Annotated in this window: 23 protein-coding genes; 5 read left to right on the forward strand and 18 right to left on the reverse strand. The window is 72.4% G+C overall.

Annotated elements, in window-relative coordinates:
- Nucleotides 1–73: 73 nt before the first annotated feature.
- From R8Z57_RS09880 to infC, 4 genes are all read right to left on the reverse strand, one after another.
- A complete protein-coding gene (locus R8Z57_RS09880) occupies nucleotides 74–874 on the reverse strand; it encodes an RNA methyltransferase (RefSeq protein ID WP_318353604.1) in 801 nt (266 codons plus the stop codon).
- 225 nt (nucleotides 875–1,099) lie between these two features.
- Nucleotides 1,100–1,483, reverse strand: a complete 384-nt coding sequence (rplT, locus tag R8Z57_RS09885; protein WP_318353605.1) for a 50S ribosomal protein L20 — start codon at nucleotides 1,481–1,483, stop codon at nucleotides 1,100–1,102.
- A gap of 32 nt (nucleotides 1,484–1,515) precedes the next feature.
- Nucleotides 1,516–1,710: a 50S ribosomal protein L35 gene (rpmI, locus tag R8Z57_RS09890; protein WP_159844935.1), complete on the reverse strand. Its 195-nt coding sequence runs from the start codon at nucleotides 1,708–1,710 to the stop codon at nucleotides 1,516–1,518.
- Nucleotides 1,711–1,780: 70 nt separating this feature from the next.
- Nucleotides 1,781–2,416: a translation initiation factor IF-3 gene (infC, locus tag R8Z57_RS09895; protein ID WP_318354070.1), complete on the reverse strand. Its 636-nt coding sequence runs from the start codon at nucleotides 2,414–2,416 to the stop codon at nucleotides 1,781–1,783.
- A 325-nt stretch (nucleotides 2,417–2,741) separates the two neighbouring features.
- Between infC and R8Z57_RS09900 the strand changes: the two genes are divergently transcribed.
- Nucleotides 2,742–3,122 (forward strand): DUF1844 domain-containing protein, encoded by a 381-nt coding sequence (locus tag R8Z57_RS09900; RefSeq protein ID WP_318354071.1) that lies wholly within the window; start codon nucleotides 2,742–2,744, stop codon nucleotides 3,120–3,122.
- 12 nt (nucleotides 3,123–3,134) lie between these two features.
- Here R8Z57_RS09900 and R8Z57_RS09905 read toward each other — a convergent pair whose 3' ends face one another.
- From R8Z57_RS09905 to R8Z57_RS09935, 7 genes are all read right to left on the reverse strand, one after another.
- Nucleotides 3,135–4,535, reverse strand: coding sequence for a pyridoxal phosphate-dependent decarboxylase family protein (locus R8Z57_RS09905; RefSeq protein ID WP_318353606.1), 1,401 nt, complete (start codon nucleotides 4,533–4,535; stop codon nucleotides 3,135–3,137).
- 111 nt (nucleotides 4,536–4,646) lie between these two features.
- Nucleotides 4,647–5,477 (reverse strand): SseB family protein, encoded by an 831-nt coding sequence (locus tag R8Z57_RS09910; protein ID WP_318353607.1) that lies wholly within the window; start codon nucleotides 5,475–5,477, stop codon nucleotides 4,647–4,649.
- The gene (gene priA, locus R8Z57_RS09915; protein ID WP_318353608.1) at nucleotides 5,461–6,207 is read right to left on the reverse strand and encodes a bifunctional 1-(5-phosphoribosyl)-5-((5-phosphoribosylamino)methylideneamino)imidazole-4-carboxamide isomerase/phosphoribosylanthranilate isomerase PriA; all 747 of its coding nucleotides are present in this window, start codon (nucleotides 6,205–6,207) and stop codon (nucleotides 5,461–5,463) included. Before priA ends, R8Z57_RS09910 begins: the two co-directional genes overlap by 17 nt.
- 73 nt (nucleotides 6,208–6,280) lie before the next feature.
- Nucleotides 6,281–6,952, reverse strand: a complete 672-nt coding sequence (gene hisH, locus R8Z57_RS09920; protein ID WP_318353609.1) for an imidazole glycerol phosphate synthase subunit HisH — start codon at nucleotides 6,950–6,952, stop codon at nucleotides 6,281–6,283.
- Nucleotides 6,949–7,557: an imidazoleglycerol-phosphate dehydratase HisB gene (hisB, locus tag R8Z57_RS09925; RefSeq protein WP_318353610.1), complete on the reverse strand. Its 609-nt coding sequence runs from the start codon at nucleotides 7,555–7,557 to the stop codon at nucleotides 6,949–6,951. The genes hisH and hisB overlap by 4 nt, the downstream gene beginning before the upstream one ends.
- Nucleotides 7,554–8,648 carry a histidinol-phosphate transaminase gene (locus tag R8Z57_RS09930; RefSeq protein ID WP_318354072.1) on the reverse strand — a complete coding sequence of 365 codons (1,095 nt, stop codon included), beginning with the start codon at nucleotides 8,646–8,648 and terminating at the stop codon, nucleotides 7,554–7,556. The genes hisB and R8Z57_RS09930 overlap by 4 nt, the downstream gene beginning before the upstream one ends.
- 74 nt (nucleotides 8,649–8,722) lie before the next feature.
- Nucleotides 8,723–9,115 (reverse strand): LysM peptidoglycan-binding domain-containing protein, encoded by a 393-nt coding sequence (locus R8Z57_RS09935; protein WP_318353611.1) that lies wholly within the window; start codon nucleotides 9,113–9,115, stop codon nucleotides 8,723–8,725.
- Nucleotides 9,116–9,379: 264 nt separating this feature from the next.
- On the opposite strand from R8Z57_RS09935, the gene lexA reads away from it, so the two are divergent.
- Both lexA and R8Z57_RS09945 read left to right on the forward strand, forming a co-directional pair.
- Nucleotides 9,380–10,060 (forward strand): transcriptional repressor LexA, encoded by a 681-nt coding sequence (gene lexA, locus R8Z57_RS09940; protein ID WP_318353612.1) that lies wholly within the window; start codon nucleotides 9,380–9,382, stop codon nucleotides 10,058–10,060.
- A 69-nt stretch (nucleotides 10,061–10,129) separates the two neighbouring features.
- Complete coding sequence (locus R8Z57_RS09945) at nucleotides 10,130–11,776, forward strand: hypothetical protein (RefSeq protein ID WP_318353613.1); 1,647 nt, start codon at nucleotides 10,130–10,132, stop codon at nucleotides 11,774–11,776.
- On the opposite strand, the gene metE is transcribed toward R8Z57_RS09945, so the two are convergent.
- A complete protein-coding gene (gene metE / locus R8Z57_RS09950; protein WP_318353614.1) occupies nucleotides 11,766–14,111 on the reverse strand; it encodes a 5-methyltetrahydropteroyltriglutamate--homocysteine S-methyltransferase in 2,346 nt (781 codons plus the stop codon). The two genes, R8Z57_RS09945 and metE, sit on opposite strands and share 11 nt — an antisense overlap.
- Before the next feature lie 91 nt (nucleotides 14,112–14,202).
- Nucleotides 14,203–15,165: a methylenetetrahydrofolate reductase gene (locus tag R8Z57_RS09955; protein WP_318353615.1), complete on the reverse strand. Its 963-nt coding sequence runs from the start codon at nucleotides 15,163–15,165 to the stop codon at nucleotides 14,203–14,205.
- Between the two features lie 272 nt (nucleotides 15,166–15,437).
- Between R8Z57_RS09955 and R8Z57_RS09960 the strand changes: the two genes are divergently transcribed.
- Nucleotides 15,438–17,408, forward strand: a complete 1,971-nt coding sequence (locus R8Z57_RS09960) for a S9 family peptidase (protein ID WP_318353616.1) — start codon at nucleotides 15,438–15,440, stop codon at nucleotides 17,406–17,408.
- Nucleotides 17,409–17,431: 23 nt separating this feature from the next.
- Here the strand turns inward: R8Z57_RS09960 and hflX are convergent, their stop codons facing one another.
- Nucleotides 17,432–18,949, reverse strand: coding sequence for a GTPase HflX (gene hflX, locus R8Z57_RS09965; protein WP_318353617.1), 1,518 nt, complete (start codon nucleotides 18,947–18,949; stop codon nucleotides 17,432–17,434).
- Nucleotides 18,950–19,063: 114 nt separating this feature from the next.
- Here hflX and R8Z57_RS09970 point away from each other — a divergent pair, with 114 nt between their 5' ends.
- Nucleotides 19,064–19,711, forward strand: coding sequence for a class I SAM-dependent methyltransferase (locus tag R8Z57_RS09970; RefSeq protein ID WP_318353618.1), 648 nt, complete (start codon nucleotides 19,064–19,066; stop codon nucleotides 19,709–19,711).
- 58 nt (nucleotides 19,712–19,769) lie between these two features.
- Here the strand turns inward: R8Z57_RS09970 and dapF are convergent, their stop codons facing one another.
- The 4 genes from dapF to miaB all read right to left on the reverse strand — a co-directional run bounded on the left by dapF (nucleotide 19,770) and on the right by miaB (nucleotide 23,728).
- Nucleotides 19,770–20,657 carry a diaminopimelate epimerase gene (dapF, locus tag R8Z57_RS09975; RefSeq protein ID WP_318353619.1) on the reverse strand — a complete coding sequence of 296 codons (888 nt, stop codon included), beginning with the start codon at nucleotides 20,655–20,657 and terminating at the stop codon, nucleotides 19,770–19,772.
- Between the two features lie 59 nt (nucleotides 20,658–20,716).
- The gene (locus R8Z57_RS09980) at nucleotides 20,717–21,139 is read right to left on the reverse strand and encodes a GNAT family acetyltransferase (RefSeq protein ID WP_318353620.1); all 423 of its coding nucleotides are present in this window, start codon (nucleotides 21,137–21,139) and stop codon (nucleotides 20,717–20,719) included.
- Complete coding sequence (gene miaA, locus R8Z57_RS09985) at nucleotides 21,136–22,026, reverse strand: tRNA (adenosine(37)-N6)-dimethylallyltransferase MiaA (RefSeq protein ID WP_318354073.1); 891 nt, start codon at nucleotides 22,024–22,026, stop codon at nucleotides 21,136–21,138. Before miaA ends, R8Z57_RS09980 begins: the two co-directional genes overlap by 4 nt.
- 145 nt (nucleotides 22,027–22,171) lie before the next feature.
- Nucleotides 22,172–23,728 (reverse strand): tRNA (N6-isopentenyl adenosine(37)-C2)-methylthiotransferase MiaB, encoded by a 1,557-nt coding sequence (miaB, locus tag R8Z57_RS09990; protein ID WP_318353621.1) that lies wholly within the window; start codon nucleotides 23,726–23,728, stop codon nucleotides 22,172–22,174.
- Between the last annotated feature and the right edge of the window lie 51 nt (nucleotides 23,729–23,779).

Below are 23,779 nucleotides of genomic sequence, written 5' to 3' on the forward strand. Positions count from 1 at the left end.
GCGGGGCTGAGACACGATGCCAGTACCCCGCCGTGTCTTTACCGTGTTGTAACAGCAGCGGAACAGCGCGAGATCATCCCGCCGCGCGCTGTGCGAAAGCGGTCTCGTACAGGCAGACGCTCGCGGCGGTCGCGAGGTTCAGCGACTCGGCGGCCCCGTAGATCGGGAGCCGCAGCGACAGGTCGGCTAGGGCGAGCGCGTCGTCGTCGAGGCCGCGGGCCTCGTTGCCGAACAGCCAGGCCGTCGGCTGGGCGAGCAGCTCGCGCGCGGCGAGGAAGTCACCGCCGCCCACATCGGCGGCGACGACCCGCACGCCCGCCGCGTGCGCCTTCTCGACGGCGGTCGACAGCTCGACCCCCACGGCCACCGGCACGTGGAAGAGCGAACCCGTCGTGGCGCGGACCACCTTGGGGTTGTAGGGGTCGACGGTGCGCCCGGTGAGGATGACGGCGTCCGCGCCGGCCGCGTCGGCGGCGCGGATGATCGTGCCGAGGTTTCCGGGGTCGCGCACCTCCTCGCAGATCGCGACAAGGCGGGGCGAGGCCGCGAAGACGTCGCGCACCGACGTCGGCGACTGCCGCGCCACGGCCACGATCCCTTGCGGCGTGACGGTGTCGGCCATCGCGTCGAGGACCGCCTCGGTCGTGTAGACGACGTCGAGGCCGGCGTCCTTCGCGGCGTCGCGCACGTCGGTGTGCTTCTCGAGCGCGGACGGCGTGGCGAACAGCTCGACGAGCGTGTCGGGACGGTACGCGAGCGCCTCGCGGGCAGACTGCGGACCCTCGAGCAGGAACAGTCCGGTCTCCTGGCGCGCGCTGCGCTTGGTCAGCTTCGCGACGGCGCGGACACGCGGAGAGCGAGGGTTCTCGAGCACGGCTCTCAGTCTAGGGTCGCGGCGTGCTGCGCCGTGCCGGCGGCGGTAGCGGCATCCGTCTCCCTCCGCCATCGCGACGAGACCTCACAACAGCACCGTCCCGACCCCGAGTTCGGTGCTGTCGCGCGGTCTCGTCACGGAAGCACCCGTTGGCAGGACGACATGAACGGCGAAAGGGCGCCCTCCGTGCGGAGGACGCCCTTCCGAGACGACGGATGCCGGGGGTCAGGCGCTCTTCGGAGCGTTGACGTTCTCGGGCAGCGCGTTCTTGGCGGTCGCGACGAGCGACGCGAACGTCTTGGGCTCGTTCACCGCGAGCTCGGCGAGCATGCGGCGGTCGACCTGCACACCCGCGAGGCCGAGGCCCTGGATGAAGCGGTTGTACGTGATGCCGTTCTGGCGGGCAGCGGCGTTGATGCGCTGGATCCAGAGGCGACGGAAGTCGCCCTTGCGCTTGCGACGGTCGCGGTACGCGTAGACGAGCGAGTGGGTGACCTGCTCCTTCGCCTTGCGGTACAGGCGCGAACGCTGACCCCGGTAACCGGAGGCGCGCTCGAGGATGACGCGACGCTTCTTGTGGGCGTTGACGGCCCGCTTGACTCTAGCCATTTCTTGATGTTCCTAACTTGCGTCGGCGCGCGTCAGCGGCCGAGGAGCTTCTTCGCGACCTTGGCGTCGCCCGGGGCGAGCACCTGCTCCTGCGACAGGCGGCGGGTACGGCGCGTGGGCTTGCCCTCGAAGTTGTGGCGAAGGTTCGCCTGCTGCTTCATGAGCTTCCCGCTGCCCGTGACCTTGAAGCGCTTCTTGGCGCCCGAGTGGGTCTTCTGCTTCGGCATCTCTTCTTCCTTCGTTTCACTTCCCGCCCAGGCGGGAGTCGGTATCCCGCGGTGCGGGAGTCTGTGGGGCCTACTCGGCCGTGGCGGCCTCGGCCTCGGGGGCGTCGGCCTCCGAGGTCGCCCCGCCGTTGCGGGCGGAGCGGGCGGCTTCCTTGTTGGCAGCACGCTGGGCGTTCTGCTCGGTCTTCACCTCGGACTTGTTCTTGTGCGGGGCGATGACCATCACCATGTTGCGGCCGTCGATGGTCGGGTTCGACTCGACGGTGCCGAACTCGGCGACATCCTCGGCGAACTTGCGGAGGAGACGCACGCCCTGCTCGGGGCGCGACTGCTCGCGACCGCGGAACAGGATCATCGCCTTGACCTTGTCGCCGGACTGGAGGAAGCCCTCGGCGCGCTTGAGCTTGGTGATGTAGTCGTGGGCCTCGATCTTCAGACGGAACCGGACCTCCTTGAGGACGGTGTTCGCCTGATTGCGACGCGCTTCCTTGGCCTTCTGCGCAGCCTCGTACTTGAACTTGCCGTAATCCATGATCTTGACCACGGGCGGCTTCGAGTTGGGGGCCACCTCGACGAGATCGAGGTCGGCCTCCTGGGCCAGGCGCAGCGCCACCTCGATGCGGACGACGCCGACCTGCTCTCCGTTCGGGCCGACGAGGCGGACCTCGGGCACCCGGATGCGGTCGTTGGTGCGGGGATCGCTGATGCGGAACTCCTAGGGTCAGAGGGTTGGACCCCCGCGACACACGGTCGTGTCGCGGGTGGATCGAGAGCCACTCCACCCGTCGTGACGCTTCAGCGCCGACTTCCTGCACCCTGCTCGCATGGAGCCTTCCGCGTCGATCTCGTCGCGGCTACCCCGGCCGCAGAGCGGTCGGGGCGGAGTGCGTGACCCGGTAGCCTGGAACGGCAAGCGCGGGTGGGATGTGATCCTCTTTCCGATCCGGTGCAGAACGCACCGGAGACCGCAGCAGTCTATCAGAGAGAACGGCGTGGACACGATTCGAGACGAGGACGAGCAGGCGACGGGCATGACGGCGGATCGGGATGCCGAGCGCCACGCCCGCTGGGAGGAGCAGGAACGGGCCGCGGCATCCGCTTCTCGCGACATCGCCGACGTGCCGGCGGTCGAGGTGATCACCACGGCCGCGGTGCACCTGCTGAGCGCCGCCGCCGTCAAGGTCGGGCTCGCCGACGACCCGGCCGCGCAGACCGACCTGGACGAGGCGCGCAAGCTCATCAACGCCCTCGCCGGCCTCATCACCGCCGGCGCGCCCGAGATCAGCGACATGCACGCGCGGTCGCTGCGCGACGGGCTGCGCTCGGTGCAGCTCGCCTTCCGCGAGGCGTCCGTGATCCCCGACCCGATCGGCAAGGGTCCCGGCGAGAAGTGGACCGGACCGGTCAGCTGAATCGGCGCCGGCTCAGCCGGCCGGGGCACCGATCCCGAGGGCCAGCGCTCCGCGGCGGACGGCGTCGACGGTGCGGCGGACCGCCTCGGCGTCGGTGCCGTGGTTGCTGACCGCGAAGCGCACCACCGTCCGTCCCTGCCACGTCGACGACGACGCCCACGCCGTCCCCTCGGCGCGGAGCCACTCCCCCAGCGCGGCCGTGGTCGCATCGTCGGCCGTCGCCAGGCACACCTGGGTGAAGACGACGTCATTGAGCACCTCGAGTCCCGGGATCTCTGCGAACCCGGCGGCGAGGGCGGCCGCGGCATCCGCCAGTCCGTCCACGAGATCGACGACTCCCCGGCGTCCGAGCGACCGGAGCGCCGCCCACACCGGCACACCGCGCGCGCGGCGCGAGAGCTCGGGCACGTGGTCGTACGGATCGGCGATGCTCGCGACGGCCGGCAGGTAGGCCGCGTGGGCGCCGAGCGACGCGGTCATCGCGGCCTCGTCGCGCACGATCGCGACCCCGCAGTCGTAGGGGACGTTCAGCGTCTTGTGGGCGTCGGTCGCCCAGGAATCGGCGTCCGCGAGCCCGCGCACGAGGTGCTCGAGCCTGGGGCTCGCCGCCGCCCACAGACCGAACGCGCCGTCGACGTGCACCCACGCTCCGGCGCGACGGGCCACCTCCACCGCCGCCGCGAAATCGTCGAAGCAGCCGGAGTGGACATCACCCGCCTGCAGCGCCACCACGGCAGGGCCCTCCCCCGCGTCCAGCGCGCGCTCGAGTCCCGCCACGTCGATGCGGCCCTGATCGTCCGCCCCCACCGTGATCGGGACCCCGAGCCCCGAGAGGCGGCCGGCGAGCACGACCGAGGTGTGCACGGCGTCCCCTGCCAGGAAGCGGACCGGTGGCGCCTGCTGCAACCCGGCGGCCGGGTCGGCGCCGTGCGCGCGGATCACCGCGTCGCGGGCGACGACCAGGCACGACAGGTTCGCCATCGTCGCGCCCGTCGCGAAGCCCACACCGCTTCCGGCACGCAGGCCGAGCAGGTCGACCAGCCAGTCGCCCGCGACCTCCTCCACGGCGGCCGTCGCCGGCGTCGGCTGGCGTGAGCCGGTGTTCTGGTCCCACGCCGACACGAGCCAGTCCGCCGCCAGCGCTGCCGGATAGGTGCCGCCCATCACGAAGCCGTAGAACCGCGGGGAGCCGATCGCCATGAGGCCCGGCTCGGCGGCCTCGGCGAGCTCGTCGACGACGGCTGCGGCATCCGTCCCCTGCTCGGGGAGCGCGCGGTCCAGGCGCGCCAGCACGCCGTCCGCGTCGAGCTCCGGCCGCACCGGGCGTTCGGCCACCGTGTCGAGCCATTGCTGCGCGTGCGCGTGTGCGCGGTCCAGCGCCGTCCGGTACTGGTCGTGCGTGTTGTTCCCCATCGAGCCATCCTCCGCCGAGCCGATCATCCGCCGCCCGTGCGTGCGCCGCAAGGGCAGGCGACGGGCGACTGCAGACCGAGAGTACGACCGGGGCGGCTCAGATACGCCCGTTCAGGCGCGGACGAGCTTCACCGTGAGCGAGTCGACCAGCACCGCGATGCGGTCGTCGGCCGCCCACCGCTTCGCGAGCCGCGCCAGCACGGCGTCGAGCTCGGTCTTCTCGAGGCCGCTCATGAGGTGCAGCCGCACGACGAGCTCTGGCCCTCGCAGGCGGGCGTCGGGATCGCCCGGCTCGACGGCGAGGTCGATCACCGACAGCTCGCCGCCGATGCTCTCGTGGAGGCCCTTCACGACCTCGGGAGAGAGGAAGCTCGGCTCCCACGGCTGGTTCTGGCCGATCGCCCAGACCGCGGGCCGGCGGAGGACGAACTCGGTGTCGGAACCCGGATCGATCACGATGAGGTCGGTGTCGTCGGCGGCCGCCGCCAGTGCCGTGCGGACGCCGTCGACCGGGACCGGCCGGGCTGCGGCATCCCATCGCCCCATCGCCTGGACCGACGAGAACACCGGCAGCACGCGCCGGCCGTCGGGGGCGGCGACCGTCACGATCGAGAGCTCCTGGGTCTTGTCGACCTCGAGGCCGTGCGCGCCGATGCCGTGGTCGCCCTTCTCGGCGAGGAGCGGGATGAGCAGACGCGCCGAGCGGTACGCGTCGACGACCGCGCGCTGGTCGCCCGAGCCGGCGCGGAATGCCGTGAGAGCGGCGAGCAGAGCCGGATCGGCGGACCCGTCGTCGCCGGAGTGCGGGTTGGAGTGGAAGCTGCGCCCCTCCCACGGCACGCCCGCCGAGTCGGCTGCGGCATCGTTCGCGTGCGCGCCGGTCGCGTCGCCGGCGGGCGGGTCGCCGTGGTGAGCGGCGTGCGGGTCAGTGTCCGGCGACATCCAGCGCCTCGGCGAGCGTGAAGGCACCGGCGTAGAGCGCCTTGCCCACGATCGCGCCCTCGACGCCGAGCGGCACGAGGTCGCGCAGCGCAGCGATGTCGTCGAGGCTCGAGACGCCGCCGGATGCGACGACGGGCTTCGGGGTGCGGGCGGTCAGCTCGCGAAGCAGATCCAGGTTCGGGCCCTTGAGGGTGCCGTCCTTGGTCACGTCGGTGACGACGTAGCGGCTGCACCCCGCGGACTCGAGGCGGTCGAGCACGGCCCAGAGGTCGCCGCCCTCGCGGGTCCAGCCGCGCGCGGCCAGCGTGGTGCCGCGCACGTCGAGGCCGACCGCGATCGCGTCGCCGTACCGGCCGATGACGTCGGCGGCCCACTCGGGGTTCTCGAGCGCGGCCGTGCCGAGGTTGATGCGCGAGGCGCCGCTCTCGAGCGCGGCCTCGAGGGTGCGATCGTCGCGGATGCCGCCCGACAGCTCGACCTGGACGCCCTTGACCTGCTTGATGACCTTGCGGAGCACGCCCGCATTGCTGCCCCGGCCGAAGGCGGCGTCGAGGTCGACGAGGTGGATCCACTGCGCGCCCTGACGGGCGAAGTCCAGCGCCGCGTCGACGGGGTCGCCGTAGCTCGTCTCGGTGCCGGCCTCGCCCTGGGTCAGCCGGACGGCCTTCCCATCGGCGACGTCGACGGCGGGCAGAAGGACGAGCTGGGGCGTTGACGCGAAATCGTTCATGTCTTCCTGGCTGTGATTCGACTGCTGTGCGAGACGGTCCTTCGGAGCACACACTCCCGCAGACGGCACGGTCTCAGAGGGTAGCCCCGCGAAGGCCGTCGATCCAATTCGTCAGGAGCCGGATGCCGGCATCCCCCGACTTCTCGGGGTGGAACTGGGTCGCCGACAGCGGCCCGTTCTCCACCGCCGCGAGGAACGGCGTGCCGTAGTCGCACCACGTCAGCACCGGCTGGGGGAACGGCGGCTGAACGTCGAGCAGCCACTTCTGCGCGCCGAACGAGTGGACGAAGTAGAAGCGCTCGTGCTCGATGCCGCGGAACAGGCGCGTGCCCTCACCGGCCTCGACGGTGTTCCAGCCCATGTGGGGCAGCACCGGCGCGTCGAGCTCGGTCACGACGCCGGGCCATTCGCCCAGGCCGTCGGTGTCGATGCCGCGCTCCACCCCGCGCTCGAAGAAGATCTGCATGCCGACGCACACGCCCAGCACGGGCCGTCCGCCGGCGAGGCGGCGCTCGATGAGCTCGTCGCCGCGGCTGGCACGCAGTGCCTCGGCGACCGCACGGAACGCCCCCACGCCCGGCACGAAGAGCCCGTCGGCATCTCGCACCAGACCCCGGTCGGACGTCAGGCGGGCATCCGCTCCGGCGGCGATGAGGGCCTTCACCGCCGAGTGGACGTTGCCGGAGCCGTAGTCGAGGACCGCGACGAGCGGCCGATCGGCCGCGGGGATGTCGCTGGAGGTCACAGCGCGCCCTTCGTGCTGGGGATGCCGTCGACCAGCGGGTCGAGCGCCTTGGCCTGCCGGAAGGCGCGGGCGAAGGCCTTGTACTCGGCCTCGGCGATGTGGTGCGGGTCGCGCCCCGACAGCACGCGGACGTGGACGGTCAGCGCGGCGTTGTACGAGATGGCCTCGAAGGTGTGGCGCACGAGGGAGCCGGTGAAGTGCCCGCCGATGAGGTGGTGCTCGAAGCCCGCGGGCTCTCCGGTGTGTACCAGGTAGGGTCGCCCGCTGATGTCGACCACGGCCTGCGCGAGCGCCTCGTCGAGCGGGACCAGGGCGTCGCCGTAGCGCGAGATGCCCGTCTTGTCGCCGAGCGCCTCGCGGATCGCCTGACCGAGCACGATCGAGATGTCTTCGACGGTGTGGTGGGCATCGATGTCGGTGTCGCCCGAGGCGCGGACGGTGAGGTCGGTGAGCGAGTGCTTCGCGAAGGCCGTCAGGAGGTGGTCGAAGAACGGCACGGTGGTGTCGATCCGGCTGCGTCCGGTGCCGTCGAGGTCGAGCTCCAGCTCGACGGTGGACTCGCTCGTGGACCGTCGCAACGAGGCGGTGCGTGATGCGGCGCTCATGCGGCCGATCCTACCGAGGCGAGGGCGTCGAGGAACGCGGTGGTCTCCTCCTCGGTGCCCGCGGTCACCCGCAGGTGGTGCGGGATGCCGACGTCGCGGATCAGCACGCCTTCGTCGTACAGGGCGCGCCACGTCGCCGCGGGATCGGCGACGCCACCGAACAGCACGAAATTCGTCCAGGACTCGTGCGGCGTGTAGCCGAGCGCCTCGACGGTGGCGCCGATGCGGTCGCGCTGCCCGACGATGTCGTCGACCATGCGCAGCATCGTGGGCGCGTGCCGCAGCGCGGCCGACGCCGCCGCCTGGGTGAGCGCGCTCAGGTGATAGGGCAGGCGCACCAGGCGCAGCGCGTCGATGAGCGCGGGGTCGGCGGCGAGATAGCCGACCCGGGCGCCGGCGAACGCGAAGGCCTTGCTCATGGTGCGCGAGACGACCAGGCGCTCACGGCCCGGCAGCAGCGTCAGCGCCGACCGCTCGTCACCGGGCGCGAACTCGAAGTACGCCTCGTCCACGATCACGATGCCGTTGCTCGCCTCGTACACGGCCTCGATCGCGTCGAGGCGCAGCGGCGTGCCCGTCGGGTTGTTGGGCGAACAGAGGAACACGACGTCGGGCGCCGCATCGGCCACCTGGCGGGCGGCGTCCGCGGGGTCGATCGTGTAGTCGTCGGCACGGGCGCCGGCGACCCACTCGGCACCGGTGCCCCTGGTGAGCAGCGGGTACATCGAGTACGTGGGGCCGAACCCGAACGCACTGCGGCCGGGTCCGGCGAACGCCTGCAGGATGTGCTGCAGCACCTCGTTCGAGCCGTTCGCGGCCCAGATCTGCTCGCGGGTCAGCCCGTGCCCGAGGTAGTCGGCGAACCCCTCGCGCAGTGCGGTGAACTCGCGGTCGGGGTAGCGGTTCACGTCGCGCAGCGCGATCGCGATGGAATCGACGATGTCGTCGGCGACGTCCTGCGGTACGGGATGCGTGTTCTCGTTGACGTTGAGGGCCACGGGCAACGGAGCCTGCGGGGCTCCGTAGGGCTTCTGACCGCGCAGATCCGCGCGGAGGGGAAGGTCTTCGAGACGTGCACTCACCCCTCCCATGGTAGGGCCGCGCTCCACGCTCGAGCCGCTCGGTGACGGGAGCGCGAGCGGCCGGGGGCCTGCCTGCCGGACGCTCAGGGAGCGATCGAGTACTCGGCCGGGATCGCGAGGCTCTGACCCGCCTGCACGAGCACGCTGTCGAGCGCGTTCAACCGGACGATCTGGTCGACGACGTCGCGCGGATCGCGGTCGGGCGCGACCTCTTCGGCGATGGTCCACAGCGAGTCGCCGGCCGAGACCGTGATGGTCTCGAACTGCCCCGCCGGTGCGCCGGCGTCGCGCGAGGCGAGCGCCGCGCCGCCGCCGAGGACCGCGGCGCTGAGCGCGACGACGGCCGGAAGCGCGGCGAGGGCGGCGAGCACCCGGCGACCGCGCACCGTGAGACGAAGGCGCGTGGCCCGGCGCACGGCGACGGTCGCCGCGCGCGCCGGCGAGGGAACGGATGTCGTGATGCCGATCGCGGTCATGGCTGCTCTCCTCCTGATGGGGAGAGATTCGCAATCTCCACTCGGCCGGGAGTGGAGAATGCGAACCTCTCTTCCGAAGCTATCTTCGAGTCTGTACGATGTCAACACCGGATTCGGATGGCGATCTCTCGAACGCGACACGCGGCGAGGTTGTTCCTCGGAAGCGCTGGGTCCGGATACGGTTTCGATACGAGAACCCCACCACGGGCCTCCGACATTCGAAGAAACAGCGCTCGACGGCAGAGCGCAGGACGGAGCCGGAAGATGAGCGACGCGGCCGGGCGCGAGAAGCCCCAGACTCGTCGGCGCAAGAGCCTGAGCGACAAGCAGCTCGCGATCCTCGAGGTGATCCAGCGCTCCATCGCCCGGCACGGCTACCCGCCGAGCATGCGGGAGATCGGCGACGCCGTCGGCCTCAAGTCGCTCTCGAGCGTCACGCACCAGCTCAATCAGCTCGAGCTGAGCGGCTACCTGCGGCGCGACGCCGGCAAGACGCGCGCCATGGAGGTGCTCATCGACCTGCCGGGCACCGCGGCCGAGAACCCGGCTGACAGCGCGCCGTCGGTCGGCGACGCCGCGCTCGTGCCGCTCGTGGGACGCATCGCGGCCGGCGTGCCCATCACCGCCGAGCAGCAGGTCGAGGAGATCTTCCCCCTGCCCCGTCAGCTCGTCGGCAAGGGCGACCTCTTCATGCTGCGGGTCTCGGGCGAGTCGATGATCGACGCCGCCATCTGCGACGGCGACTGGGTCGTGGTGCGCTCGCAGGCCACCGCCGACAACGGCGACATCGTCGCGGCGATGCTCGACGGAGAGGCCACCGTCAAGACGTTTCGCCAGCGCGACGGCCACACGTGGCTGCTCCCCCGCAACTCCGCCTTCGAGCCGATCCTGGGCGACGAGGCGACCGTTCTCGGCAAGGTCGTCGCGGTGATGCGGGCGGTCTGACCGCTTTCATGCGAAACGCGCGACGCCCACGGGTGGCCGCGACACCGCGGGACGCGCTATAAGGGGGGAATGACCTCCGAAGCGCCCCTCGCCGCCAGCCCGGAACTCCACGCCCGCCTGGAGGCGCTCGAGGCCGAGAACGCACGACTGCGCGCGTCCGCGCCCGCCGAGCCGCCCGCTCCGAGGTCGTCGAACGCGCCCACGGGCAGCCGGTGGCGCGCCTTCTTCTCCGCGCTGTGCATCGTCATCGCGTCGATCCTGGTCCCGATCTCGATCGTCACGGCGTGGGCGCGCCTCGAACTCGTCGACGAATCCGCCTTCGTCGCGACGCTCGCCCCGCTCGCGGACGACCCCGCCGTCCAGCAGATGATCATCGACGAGACGGTCGAGGCCGTCGAGGCGCAGGTGAACTTCGAGGAGCTCACCGCGAACGTCTTCGACGGGATCGACCAGCTCGGCCTGCCGCCGCGTGCGTCCCAGGCTCTGAAGCTCCTGCAGGCGCCCGCGGCCGAGGGCCTGCAGAACCTCCTCACCCAGACGGTGACGCGCGTGGTGGAGTCGGATGCCTTCGCCGACACGTGGACGGCGACCACCCGCGCTGCGCACCGCGCCCTCACCGCCGCCGCCACGTCGGACGGCGGCGGCATCGTCGTCATGAACGACCAGGGACTCGGCATCCAGCTGGGCGCCGTCGTCGAACGCGTCAAGCAGAACCTGATCGACCGCGGCGTCGGGATCGCCCAGCTCATCCCCGCGATCGACAAGGTCGTCATCATCGGCACCGGCGAGACGCTCGTGACCATCCGCACGACGTACACGCTCGCGACCGCGCTGGGCTGGTGGCTGCCGATCGTGACGATCGGTCTCTTCGCCCTGGGGATCCTCATCGCGCGGCGACGCAGCACCGCGGTGCTGGGCTCGGGCATCGGCTTCGCGCTCGGCGGCGGCGCGCTGGCGCTCGCCTTCGCCGTGGGCACCCCCGTCGTCGGCCAGGCGGCCGTTCAGTTCGGCCTGTCGGCGAACGCCCTCGACGTCGTCTACCAGAGCCTGGTGGGCTCGATGCAGCAGACCGCGGGCATCGCGGTGCTGCTCGGCATCGTCATCGCGGTCCTCGGCTGGTTCGCCGGCCGGTGGACGCCCGCCGTGCGCTCGCGCCGGGCCATCGGCAGCATCAACTCGTCGCTGCGCCGTCAGCTGGGCGGCCACGGATTCCGCACCGGACGGTTCGGCGCGTGGCTGTACCGCTACCGCGGGCTGGTCCGCACGCTCCTCATCGTGGTGGCCGTCATCTGGCTGTTCGGCCTGCGACCGCTGTCGGCGGGCGACATCTTCCTCGTGCTCATCGTCACGCTGATCGTCGCCTGGATCCTCGAGCTGCTGCAGGTCCGCCCGGGCGAGGTGCCGCCGCGGTCCTCCGCAGACTCGGGAGCCGGCGACCCGGACGGGGGCATCGACGACCAGCCGACCGCCGTCCTCGGCGACGACACCACCGTCGTGCTCGCCGACGGCAACGCCACCGCCGTGCTCACCGACGACCAGCCGACGCTGGTCCTCGCCGACGAGCAGCCGAGGGTGGTCGTGGTCGATGCACCGGCGGCCGACGCCGCCCCCGTCGACGGGGACGCCACCATCGTGGAGACGGATGCCTCGGCCGACGCCGCCGCGCCGGCCGAGGCATCCGCTCCCCCGAAGAAGCCCCGCGCTCCTAGGCGCTGAGCTCCACGCGCTCGCGGATCTGCCGCGTCGCGGCGACGAGGTTCTGCAGCGACGCCACGGTCTCGTCGTAGCCGCGCGTCTTGAGCCCGCAGTCCGGGTTCACCCACACGCGGCGCAGCGGCAGCTCGGCGACGGTGCGGTCGAGGAGCTCGGCGATCTCGTCCACCGACGGCACGCGCGGCGAGTGGATGTCGTACACGCCGGGCCCGATGCCCGCCGCGAACCCGGACTCCGCGATGTCGCCGATCACCTCACCGCGGCTGCGGGCCGCCTCGATGGACGTCACGTCGGCGTCGAGGGCCGCGATCGCGTCGATCACGACGTCGAACTCGGAGTAGCAGAGGTGCGTGTGCACCTGGGTGGCAGCATCCGCCCCCGCCGTCGCGAGACGGAACGATCCCACCGACCACTCCAGGTAGGCCGGCTGGTCGGCGCTCTTCAGCGGCAGCAGCTCGCGCAGTGCGGGCTCGTCGACCTGGATGACGCGGATGCCCGCGTCCTCGAGGTCGGCGATCTCGTCGCGGAGCGCGAGGGCGACCTGGTTCGCGGTGTCGCCGAGCGGCTGGTCGTCGCGTACGAACGACCACGCCAGGATCGTGACGGGACCGGTCAGCATGCCCTTCATGGGCTTGCCGGTGAGCGACTGGGCGAACTCCGACCACGCGACGGTGATCGGCGCCGGCCGCGCGACGTCGCCCCACAGGATCGAGGGTCGCGTCGCCCGCGAGCCGTACGACTGCACCCACCCGTTCTCGGTGACGGCGAAGCCGTCGAGGTGCTCGGCGAAGTACTGGACCATGTCGTTGCGCTCGGCCTCGCCGTGCACGAGGACGTCGAGCCCTACCTCCTCCTGCAGCGTCACCACGCGCGCGATCTCGTCGCGGAGGAACCGCTCGTACTCGTCCGCGTGCAGCTCGCCGCGCCCGTGGCGTGCTCGCGCGCGCCGGATCTCGCCGGTCTGCGGGAACGAGCCGATCGTCGTGGTCGGCAGCAGCGGCAGGCCGAGCGCGGCGTCCTGGGCTGCCACGCGCGCGCCGTAGTCGCCGCGCTCGAAGGCGCCCGCCTCCAGCGCCGCGGCGCGCTCGCGCACGGCCCCGTCGCGCACGCCGGGTGCGCCGCGCCGGTCGTCCAGAGCGGCGGATGCCTCGGCCAGCGCCTCGGCGATCGCCGCGCGGCCGTCGACCAGGCCTGCGGCGAGGATCACGACCTGCCCCACCTTCTGGTCGGCGAAGGCGAGCCACGACGCGAGCCGCGGATCGAGCGCGGCCTCGTCGTCGACATCGTGCGGCACGTGCTGCAGCGAGGTGGACGTGCCCGCGGCGACGTCGGCGGCACCCACGCCGCGCAGCTGCTCCAGCCCGGCCCATGCCGCCTCCAGGTCGCCGCGCCACACGTTGCGCCCGTCGACGACGCCGCCCACCAGCGTCTTGTCCGCCAGGCCCTCCACGGTCTCGGGGACGGCGCCCCGCGTGAGGTCGAGGGCGATCGCCTCGATCGGCGCGGCGGCGAGCGCGCGCCACGCCTCGGGCGAGAGCTGCGCGTAGCCCGCCGTCACGAGGAGGGCAGGCCGGTCGGTCGCGGCGCCGAGGGCGGCGTAGGCGCGGGCCGCGGCATCCGCGAGCGCCGCCGGCGCGGCCGGCAGGCTCTCGCTCACCAGCGCCGGCTCGTCGAGCTGGACCCACTCGGCGCCGGCCGCACGCAGGCTCGCGAGCAGCTCTGCGTACACGGGCAGCAGATCGTCCAGGCGCCCGAGCGGATCGAATCCGGCCGGTGCGGCGTCGCTCGCCTTCGCGAGGGCCAGGAGCGTGACCGGCCCCACGATCACGGGCCGCACGGTGTAGCCGTCGGCCTTCGCCTCTGCCACCTGCGCGGCGAAGCGGTCGCTCGACGGCGCGAAGACCGTCTCGGGGCCGATCTCGGGGACCAGGTAGTGGTAGTTGGTGTCGAACCACTTCGTCATCTCGAGGGGGGCGTCCTCGCCCTCGCCCCGTGCGGCGGTGAAATACGCGCCGAGGCCGATGCCGCCGTCGGGGTCGCGCCGCGCGGCGAACCGCTCCGGCAGGGCACCGACCGTGACGGCGGCGTCGTGCACCTGGTCGTAGAACGAGAACGACTCGGGGATCGACGAGTCGTCGCGGCCGAGACCGAGGGCCGCGAGCCGTTCGCGCGTGTCGCGCCGCAGGCGTGCGGCGATCTGCTCGAGCTCCGCGGCGTCGATCGTGCCGGCCCAGTGGGCCTCGACGGCGCGCTTGAGCTCGCGGCGCCGGCCGATCCGCGGGTAGCCGAGGATCGTGCCCTTCGGGAACGGCGAGGTGCGGGGGCGAGGGTCGGTCATGGTGTCTCCCTTTCGTGTACGGCGGTGGTGGTGGTGGTTTCGGGGTCGCCGAAGAGACCGTCGGGACCTCCGACGGATGACGGCGCCTGCGTCAGCGGGTGGGGTCGGGGACGCGGGAGGGCGGGGTCAGCACCCCGGCCTCTCGCAGAACCTCGAGGACCGTGTCGTGATTGTTGAAGGCGTAGAGATGGATGCCGGGGGCCCCACCGTCGAGGACCTCGCGCGCGAGGCGGGCGGCGTGCGCGATGCCCACCTCGCGCTGCCCCTGTGCGGTCGGCTCGACCTCCAGCGCGATGGCGAGGTCGCCCGGCAGCTCCTCACCGGTGAGCTCGAGCACGCGCCGCAGGCGCGCGGGCGAGGTGATGGGCATGATCCCGGGAAGGATCGGCATGGTGACGCCCGCCTCCCGCGAGCGCTGCACGAAGGCGAGGTAGTCGTCGCCGTGGAAGAAGAGCTGGGTGATCGCCAGCGTGGCACCCGCCGCCTGCTTGGCCAGCAGGGCGTCGATGTGCTCGGACGCGTAGCGCGATCGGGGGTGACCGTTCGGGAACGCGGCGACGGCGATGTCGATCTTGCGGCGCTTCTCGACGCGCACCGCGCCGGGTACACCGGGGATCGGCGCCTCGGTGTAGGGCGCACGCTCCGCCTGCACGCGGTCGATGAGCTGCACCAGCTGCGCGGCGCTCTCGAGGTCGCCGAGGAACGCGTCGTCCTCGGAGGCACCGGCCGGCGGATCGCCGCGCAGCGCGAGGAAGCTCGTGATGCCGGCATCCAGGAACTCGCGGATGAGCGCGTTCGCGCCGGCGTAGGTGTTGCCCACGCAGGTCAGGTGCGCGAGCGGCTCGATGTGGGTCTCGCGCAGGATGTGGGTCAGCAGCTCGAGGGAGCGCCCGCCGGTGGAGCCACCGGCGCCGTAGGTCACGGAGATGAACCGCGGATCGACCGATGCCAGGTGGCGGATGGTCTCGTGCAGTGCCGCGAAACCGGCGTCGGAGCGCGGCGGGTACACCTCGAAGGAGATCGGCACGGGAGGAGTGCTCAGATCGATCGACATGGCCTGCTTCTCGGATCGGGGACAGGGGCTGAGCCGAACGGGAAGTGCCCGGGCGGCCGCGGCACCACTCACCGGCCGCAACGGCCGACGGGGTGTCATCGCGGGCGGGTGCCGGGCTCGGCTGTCGCTCCTGCCCGGACCCCGAGGTGGGGTGTCCTCGCGGACGACCGGGCGACAATGGGTCCACCGTAGCGGAGCGCGACCCCTGCGCTGGGCCTGTGACGTTGTGTTTCGATCGCGGTGCGACCCTCGCGACGCCGTAGCGTGGGGGCGTGACGACTCCCGATGCTCCCGGCTCCCCCGTCGTGCTCCCCTACGGCAGCTGGCCGTCGCCGCTGTCGGCCGCCGCCGTGTCTGCGGGCTCTCCCCGGCTGGAGGGCGCCCGCTTCGTGGGCGGCACGGCGGCGGGGCCCGAGACCTGGTGGGGCGAGTCGGTCGCCGACGAGGGCGGGAGGTCCGCGGTGCGCCGGAGGGCGGCATCCGGAACCGTCGTCGACGTGCTGCCCGCCCCGTGGAGCGCGCGACCGCGCGTGCACGAGTACGGCGGCGGATCATGGACCGCCGACGATGCGGGGACGCTGTACTTCGTCGAGAAGACGGACCAGCGGGTCTGGCGCCTCGACCCGGACTCCGAGCCGCGGCCCCTCACCCCCGACGCGGGCGATGTGCGCTACGGCGGGCTGACGCTGCAGGGCGGCCGGCTCCTCGCGGTGCGGGAGGATCACACCGCCGGCGCGGTCCCCGCGCGCGATATCGTCGAGATTCCGCTCGAGGGTGCTGCCGCGGCCGACCCGGCACGGGTGGCCTCTCTCGCCGCCGGCAGCGACTTCGTGGCGCATCCGGCGCTGTCCCCCGACGGCACGCGATTGGCGTGGATCGCCTGGAACCGTCCCGACATGGCGTGGGACCGCGCCGAGCTCCGCGTAGGCCCCCTGGAGGGCGGCAGGGTCTCGGAGTGGACCGTGGTCGCCGGCGGCGAGGGGCTCCGCCGGGCGCCGCTGCAGCCGGAATGGGTCGGCGACGACGAGCTCGTCTACGCCGACGATCCGTCCGGGCGCTGGAACCTGTGGGCGCTCGGCCCGGTGGACGGCGGTGCGCCCGAAGCCCTCGCCCCCGCGGACGCCGACACCGGCGGCGCGCTCTGGGTGCTGGGCACGCGCTGGTTCGCGGCCCTGGGCGACGGCCGCATCGTCGCCGTGCGCACGAACGGCGCCGAGCGCCTCGTGACCATCGACCCCGCGGGCGAGGTCCGCGACCTGGAGGTCGAGCCCGTCACCCGTCTCTCGATCGAAGACGTGCGCGGCTCGCGGCTGCTGCTCGCGGGGGCGGGGGCCTCCGGTGCGGGGCTGTGGGAGATCGACGTCGACCGGCCCGACGCCGGCCGCCTGGTGGTGGGCGCCTCCTCCCCGTGGGGAGACGAATGGATGCCGCGCTCCCGCGCCGTCACGGTCCCCGGCCTGCACGGGCCGGTGCACGCGTTCGACTACCCGCCGACGAACCCCCACGCGGTCGCGCCGGCGGGTGAGCTGCCGCCCTATGTCGTGTTCGTGCACGGCGGACCGACCGATCATGTCGGGGGCGCGGCATCCGGCAAGATCGCCTATCTCACGAGCCGAGGCATCGGCGTGCTCGACGTGAACTACGGCGGCTCGAGCGGGTACGGTCGCGCCTACCGCGAGCGCCTGCTCGGGCAGTGGGGCGTCGTCGACGTCGACGACGTGGTGGCCGCCGCCCGGGGACTCGCCGCGGCGGGCGTCGCCGACGCGCGGCGGCTCGCGATCGCGGGCGGATCGGCGGGCGGCTGGACGGTGCTCTGCGCACTGACGGACACCGACGCCTTCGCAGCCGGGATCAGCCGCTACGGCGTCGCCGACCTGCGCCGCCTGGCCGAGGACACGCACGACTTCGAGGCCGGCTACCTCGACGGCCTGGTCGGTCCGCTCCCCGAGGCCGAGGCGCTGTACGTCGAGCGGTCGCCGCTGTCGCGCCTGGAGCGGATGCAGACGCCGCTGCTGATCGAGCAGGGACTGGACGACCAGGTCGTGCCGCCCGCGCAGTCGGAAGCGGTGCGCGACGCCCTCGCCGCGAACGGCGTGGCGCACGCGTATCTGGCCTTCGAGGGCGAGGGCCACGGGTTCCGCGGGGCTGCCACCCTCGTGCGGACGATGGAGGCGGAGCTGGCATTTCTCGGGCGCGTGCTCGGGTTCGAGACGCCCGGGGTGCCGCCGCTCGAGCTCGCGTAGCGGCTCGAGCTGCGGCGTGCGGGTCAGACCTCGAAGGGGGCCAGCCGCGCGGCGAGGTGCTCGCCCACGCGTGCGTGGATGGCCGTGCCGCCCTCCTCGTGCTCCTGCGACAGGATCATGCCCTGCTCGTGGATGGCCGAGATGAGGTCGCCGCGGTCGTAGGGCACGAGTGCCCGCACCTCGACCGCCGGCAGCGGCAGCGCCGCCTCGATGGCGGCGCGGAGCTCTTCGACGCCCTCACCGGTCCGCGACGAGGCGAAGACCGCCTTGGGCTCGAGCCCGCGCAGCACCAGGCGGGTGTCGTCGTCGAGCAGATCCGCCTTGTTGAAGACGACGAGCTCCGGGATGTCGCGGGCGCCGACGTCGCCGATCACGTCGCGCACCGTCGCCAGCTGCGCCGCCGGGTCGGGGTGAGAGCCGTCGACGACGTGGAGGATGACGTCGGAGTCGCCGACCTCTTCGAGGGTCGAGCGGAACGCCTCCACGAGCTGGTGCGGGAGGTTCCGCACGAAGCCGACGGTGTCGGTGAGCGTGTAGACGCGGCCGTCGGTGGTCTCGGTGCGGCGCACCGTGGCGTCGAGCGTCGCGAACAGCGCGTTCTCGACCAGCACGCCGGCGCTCGTGAGCCGGTTAAGCAGCGACGACTTGCCGGCGTTCGTGTACCCCGCGATCGCCACCGACGGGATCGTGTGGCGCTTGCGCTCGGCGCGCTTGGCGTCGCGCGCCGGGGCGAAGTCGCGGATCTGGCGACGCAGCTGCGCCATGCGCGTGCGGATGCGCCGGCGGTCGAGCTCGATCTTCGTCTCACCGGGACCACGCGAGCCCATGCCCGCACCGCCGGCGCCGACCTGCCCACCGGCCTGGCGGCTCATCGAGTCGCCCCAGCCGCGCAGGCGCGGCAGCAGGTACTCGAGCTGCGCGAGCTCGACCTGCGCCTTGCCCTCGCGGCTCTTGGCGTGCTGGCTGAAGATGTCGAGGATCACGGTGGTGCGGTCGATGACCTTCACCTTCACGACGTCCTCGAGCGCGCGACGCTGGCTGGGCGCGAGCTCGGTGTCGGCGATCACGGTGTCGGCGCCGACCGCGGCGACGATGTCGCGCAGCTCCTCGGCCTTGCCGCGGCCCACGTAGGTCGCCGGATCGGGGTGGGGACGCCGCTGCAGGACGCCGTCGAGCACGACGGCGCCGGCCGTCTCGGCCAGCGCCGACAGCTCACGCAGCGAGTTCTCGGCATCCACCGTCTCGCCCTGCGCGTGCACGCCGACCAGCACGACGTTCTCGAGTCGCAGCTGCCGGTACTCGACCTCGGTGACGTCCTCGAGCTCGGTGGAGAGTCCGGGGACGCGCCGCAGCGCGGCCCGCTCTTCGCGGTCCCACTGCTCGCCGTCGGTGTCGGCCTGCCCGATCGTCGCCTCGTCCTGGAGCGCCTGCGCAGCCCCGAAGACGTGGACCCCCGAGCGTGCTTCGGCGCGCGCCAGCACGCGATCCACCGGGTCGACCGGCGTCTCGTCGGTGCTGTGGGGGGTTGTCGTATCCGTCATGTGTTCCTTCGTGTATCGATGGGATGCCGTTTTCCGCCGTTCATCGGCCGGTTCGAGGCATCCGTGAATTCTACGCTCCCGCCGCGACGAGCACCTCCGCTAGGCTCGTCGACCATGGGGAGCGACCACTATTTCAGTGCGACGCCCGCCAGCCCCGAGAACCTGCGCCGCATCCGCGTCACGCTCGCCGGACGCGCTCTCGAGGTCACGACCGCCGGGGGCGTCTTCAGCCCGGACCACGTGGACTCGGGAACCGCGGTGCTGCTGTCGAACACTCCCCCGCCGCCACCCGGCGGGAATTTCCTCGACCTGGGCTGCGGGTGGGGACCGATCGCGCTCAGCCTCGCCCTCGACGCGCCGCACGCCACGGTGTGGGCGGTCGACGTGAACGAGCGGGCCCTCGACCTGGTGCGCCGCAACGCGAACGACCTCGGGCTCACGAACGTCAACGCCGTGCTGCCCGACGATGTTCCCGATGACGTGATGTTCCGCACCATCCGCTCCAATCCCCCCATCCGGGTGGGCAAGAACGAGCTGCACGGGCTGCTCGAGCGGTGGATCCCGCGCCTGGACGAGCGGGCGGATGCCTGGCTCGTCGTGCAGCGAAACCTGGGTTCCGACTCGCTGCAGCGGTGGCTGGCGGCCACGCTCGACCGGCGCTTCAGCGTGCACCGCGCGGCCACCGCCCGCGGCTTCCGCGTGCTGAAGGTGCGCCGCCACGGCTCGCCGCCGAGCGAGCCGATCGCGCTCCCCGAGCTCTGACCGCCGACCCGGGATCATCCCGCATGCGGTGGCCGGGACGAGTCCCGGCCCGGCGTCGTCACGCCAGGGTGACCTCGCCGCTGTAGACCAGCGTGGCGGGGCCCGAGAGCAGCACGTGGCGCTCGCCGTCGACCTCCGGCATCCGCACCCCGAGCGTGCCGCCCGGGACGTCGACGCGCCAGTGGTCCGGGGCGGCCGGTCCTGCCCAGTGCCGCACCGCCAGCGCGGCGGCGGCCACGCCGGTGCCGCAGCTCAGCGTCTCGCCCACGCCCCGCTCGAAGACCCGCATGCGGATCGAGCCGACGCCCTCTCGCACGAGGGGATCGCTCGGCACGACGAACTCGATGTTGGCGCCGTGCGGGGCCTCGGGGTGCAGGAGCGGCTGCGCGGTCAGGTCCAGCGCCTCGAGCTCGGCCTCGTCGGGGAGCGCCACGACGACGTGCGGATTGCCGACGTCGATGCCCACGCCGGGCCGGGGGGCTCCGCCCCCTCGGGTGCGCACCAGGACCTCGGACTCGTCGACCCGGAACGCGCCCAGGTCGACCTCGTAGCCCCGCTCGCCGAGCGTGCCGTCGCTGCGGGTGACCGTCTTGACCCCGGCACGCGTGCCCACCGCCAGAGGCCCGCCGTCGACATCGGCCCAGCCGACGTCGACGAGATAGCGCACGAACACCCGAACGCCGTTGCCGCACATCTCGGCCTTCGACCCGTCGGCGTTGCGATAGTCCATGAACCACTCGGCGCCCGCGTCCGCGGCCTCCGCGCCCTCGGGGATCGCCCGCGCGCGCACCACCCGGAGGATGCCGTCGCCGCCGATGCCGAACCGCCGGTCGCACAGCACCGCGACCTGGTCGTCGGTGAGGTCGAGGGCGCCATCCGGGTCGGGGACGATCACGAAGTCGTTGCCGGTGCCGTGGCCCTTGGTGAACGTGATCGTCTGCGGCATCGTCCCAGTCTAGGGGCGGGCCGGGGCGGCTCCGGCGGGTGCAGGGCGGGCGTCCCGCGTCAGTCGGCGATGAGGCGCTTGCCCGTGTTCCACGTGTCGAACGGCTCGTAGCCCAGCGCGTCGTAGAAGCCGCGCGCGACGCCGTTCTCTGGCCGCACCATCAGCTGCACCTTCGGGCACCCCATCGCCATCAGCCGTTCCTCGGCCTCGGCGACCAGGCGGCGCGCGATCCCCTCGCCGCGGCGATCCGGTGCGCTGGCGAGGTAGTAGAGCCAGCCGCGGTGACCGTCGTACCCGGCCATGACCGTCCCGACGACGGCCGCGCCGTCGGCGGCGACGAGGAAGAGCTCGGGCTGCACCGACAGCTTGCGGCGGATGTCCTGGTACGGGTTGTTCCATGGACGAGTCAGGCCCGCGGCCTGCCAGAGCGACACCACCGCCTCGGTGTCGGCGAGATCGAAGGGCCGGATGTCGAGACTCATGCGGTCGAGTCTGCCAGTGCTGCGGCATCCGCTCCCGGGTCGACCCACCGGACACCCTGGTATCGCTTGAACCACGACACCTGGCGCCGGGCGTATCGCCGTGTCAGCCCCTGGGTCTCGTCGATCGCCTGCGATGCCGTCATCTCGCCCGCCAGCTGGGCGAGCGCCTGCGCGTATCCGATCGCGCGTCGCGCCGTGACGCCGCCTTCCAGGCCGCGCTCCCGCAGGTCTCGCACCTCGTCGAGGAGGCCGTCGGCCCACATCCGCTCGACCCGCGCGTCCAGGCGCGCGACGAGCTGCTCCCGCGGCACGGCGACGCCGATGATCCTCGTCGCGTCGCGCCAGAGCACGGGCTCGTCGGGCAGCGCGGCGCCGTGGGTGCGCTCGCCCTGGGCGAGCACCTCGAGTGCGCGCACGATGCGCCGGCCGTTGCGCGGATCGACCCTGACCGCCGTGGCGGGGTCGAGCTCACGCAGCCGGGCGTACAGGGCCCCTGGACCGCGCTCGTCGAGCTCGGCCTCCAGAGCGGCGCGCCGCTCCTCGTCGCGGGGCGGGAACCGGAAGTCGAACAGCACGCTCGACACGTAGAGACCCGACCCGCCCACCAGGACGGCGTCGGCACCGCGGGCGTGGATGCCGGTGATCGCGGCGCGCGCGGCATCCTGATACCAGGCCACCGCCGCGTCCTCGGTGACGTCGAGCGCGTCGAAGAGATGATGCGGGATGCCGCGGCGCTGGTCGACCGGCAGCTTGGCAGTGCCGATGTCCATGCCGCGGTAGAGCTGCATGGCGTCCGCGTTCACGATCTCCGCCGGGCGGCCGCGCGCCGCGAGCGCTTCGGCGAGGTCGAGCGAGAGCGCGGTCTTGCCGGTGCCGGTCGCACCCACGACCGCCCAGAGCCGAGGTGACGGGTCAGCGGTGCCCCCGTCGGCGTGCGCGGCGGGCGAGGCGGAGGCCTCCGGGGCAGGCGCGGCGGGCTGCCCGCGGCGTTCGGCCTCGTCGCGGCGCTCCGCGGTCAACGACCGACGACCTTCACACGCCGAGGCGGAGGGTGGGAAGACCCAGCGACACCGACCGCGGCGCACCGGCGGTCGCGCCGTCGGCGGGCGCGGGCACACCGCAGGATTCCGCCTGCGCGCGATCCCAGGCGTCGCCCGAGCGGGTGCGACGGATGCGCAGCGGGGCGCCGTCCGGCGCGTCCGCGAGCAGGTGGAACGGCGCCGCGTGCGTCACGACCACCGACACGACGTCGCCGGGGCGGGGCGTGTCGGATCCGGCGGGCACTTCGAAGTGCACGAGCCGGTTGTCTTCGGCGCGACCGGTCAGCCGGTGGGTCTCGGCATCCTTCTTCCCCTCGCCGGTCGAGACGAGCACCTGCAGCTCGCGGCCGAGCTGCTTCTGGTTCTCCTCCAGCGAGATGCGCTCCTGGAGGGCGACCAGGCGCTCGTAGCGCGCCTGCACGACCTCCTTCGGCACCTGGTCGGGCATCGTGGCGGCGGGTGTGCCCTCGCGGATCGAGTACTGGAACGTGAACGCGCTGGCGAAGCGTGCCTGCTCGACGACGCGCATGGTGTCTTCGAAGTCCTCGTCGGTCTCGCCGGGGAAACCGACGATGATGTCGGTCGAGATCGCGGCGTTCGGGATCTTGGCCCGGACGCGGTCGAGGATCCCGAGGAACCGCTCGCTGCGGTACGAGCGGCGCATCGCCTTGAGGATCCGGTCGCTTCCCGACTGCAGCGGCATGTGCAGCTGCGGCATGACGGCGGGCGTCTCGGCCATCGCGTCGATGACGTCGTCGGTGAAGGCCGCCGGGTGCGGACTGGTGAAGCGGATGCGCTCGAGCCCGGGGATCTCACCTGCGGCGCGGAGCAGCTTGCCGAACGCCTGACGGTCGCCGAACTCGACGCCATAGGAGTTGACGTTCTGCCCCAGGAGGGTGACCTCCATGGCGCCGTCGTCGACGAGCAGGCGGATCTCGTTCAGGATGTCGCCCGGGCGGCGGTCCTTCTCCTTGCCGCGGAGGCTCGGCACGATGCAGAACGTGCAGGTGTTGTTGCAGCCGACCGAGATCGACACCCAGCCGCTGTAGATGCTGTCGCGCTTGGTCGGGAGCGTCGATGGGAAGATCTCGAGGGATTCGAGGATCTCGAGCTCGGCCTCGCCGTTGTGGCGGGCGCGCTCGAGCAGGCTCGGCAGCGAACCCATGTTGTGGGTGCCGAACACCACGTCGACCCACGGGGCCTTCTGCTGCACCGCCTCCTTGTCCATCTGCGCGAGGCAGCCGCCGACGGCGATCTGCATGCCGTCGTGCTTGTCTTTGCGCGACTTCAGGTGACCGAGCGTGCCGTAGAGCTTGCCGGCGGCGTTGTCGCGGACGGCGCAGGTGTTGATGACGACGACGTCGGCCTCTTCGCCGACCTCGGCGCGGACGTATCCGGCGCTCTCGAGCGAACCGGACAGACGCTCGGAGTCGTGCACGTTCATCTGACAGCCGAAGGTGCGCACCTCGTAGGTGCGCGCGCGGCCGTCGACGCCGTGCGCGGCGACGGAGGGCGCGATGAGAGTCGGGGTTGCGGAGGGCGAAGACATGATCAGGCCATTCTACGAGCCGCGCCGATCGGACGAGCCGGAGGCGGATGC

It is taken from the genome of Microbacterium sp. M3 (assembly GCF_033548675.1).
Lineage (GTDB): Bacteria > Actinomycetota > Actinomycetes > Actinomycetales > Microbacteriaceae > Microbacterium > Microbacterium arthrosphaerae.

Coding starts and splice junctions, on each gene's coding strand:
- rplT (WP_318353605.1), bottom strand. CDS start 1,483: ATGGCTAGAGTCAAGCGGGCCGTCAACGCCCACAAGAAGCGTCGCGTC.
- rpmI (WP_159844935.1), bottom strand. CDS start 1,710: ATGCCGAAGCAGAAGACCCACTCGGGCGCCAAGAAGCGCTTCAAGGTC.
- R8Z57_RS09900 (WP_318354071.1), top strand. CDS start 2,742: ATGACGGCGGATCGGGATGCCGAGCGCCACGCCCGCTGGGAGGAGCAG.
- R8Z57_RS09905 (WP_318353606.1), bottom strand. CDS start 4,535: ATGGGGAACAACACGCACGACCAGTACCGGACGGCGCTGGACCGCGCA.
- R8Z57_RS09910 (WP_318353607.1), bottom strand. CDS start 5,477: ATGTCGCCGGACACTGACCCGCACGCCGCTCACCACGGCGACCCGCCC.
- priA (WP_318353608.1), bottom strand. CDS start 6,207: ATGAACGATTTCGCGTCAACGCCCCAGCTCGTCCTTCTGCCCGCCGTC.
- hisB (WP_318353610.1), bottom strand. CDS start 7,557: ATGAGCGCCGCATCACGCACCGCCTCGTTGCGACGGTCCACGAGCGAG.
- R8Z57_RS09930 (WP_318354072.1), bottom strand. CDS start 8,648: ATGGGAGGGGTGAGTGCACGTCTCGAAGACCTTCCCCTCCGCGCGGAT.
- R8Z57_RS09935 (WP_318353611.1), bottom strand. CDS start 9,115: ATGACCGCGATCGGCATCACGACATCCGTTCCCTCGCCGGCGCGCGCG.
- lexA (WP_318353612.1), top strand. CDS start 9,380: ATGAGCGACGCGGCCGGGCGCGAGAAGCCCCAGACTCGTCGGCGCAAG.
- R8Z57_RS09945 (WP_318353613.1), top strand. CDS start 10,130: ATGACCTCCGAAGCGCCCCTCGCCGCCAGCCCGGAACTCCACGCCCGC.
- metE (WP_318353614.1), bottom strand. CDS start 14,111: ATGACCGACCCTCGCCCCCGCACCTCGCCGTTCCCGAAGGGCACGATC.
- R8Z57_RS09955 (WP_318353615.1), bottom strand. CDS start 15,165: ATGTCGATCGATCTGAGCACTCCTCCCGTGCCGATCTCCTTCGAGGTG.
- hflX (WP_318353617.1), bottom strand. CDS start 18,949: ATGACGGATACGACAACCCCCCACAGCACCGACGAGACGCCGGTCGAC.
- R8Z57_RS09970 (WP_318353618.1), top strand. CDS start 19,064: ATGGGGAGCGACCACTATTTCAGTGCGACGCCCGCCAGCCCCGAGAAC.
- dapF (WP_318353619.1), bottom strand. CDS start 20,657: ATGCCGCAGACGATCACGTTCACCAAGGGCCACGGCACCGGCAACGAC.
- R8Z57_RS09980 (WP_318353620.1), bottom strand. CDS start 21,139: ATGAGTCTCGACATCCGGCCCTTCGATCTCGCCGACACCGAGGCGGTG.
- miaB (WP_318353621.1), bottom strand. CDS start 23,728: ATGTCTTCGCCCTCCGCAACCCCGACTCTCATCGCGCCCTCCGTCGCC.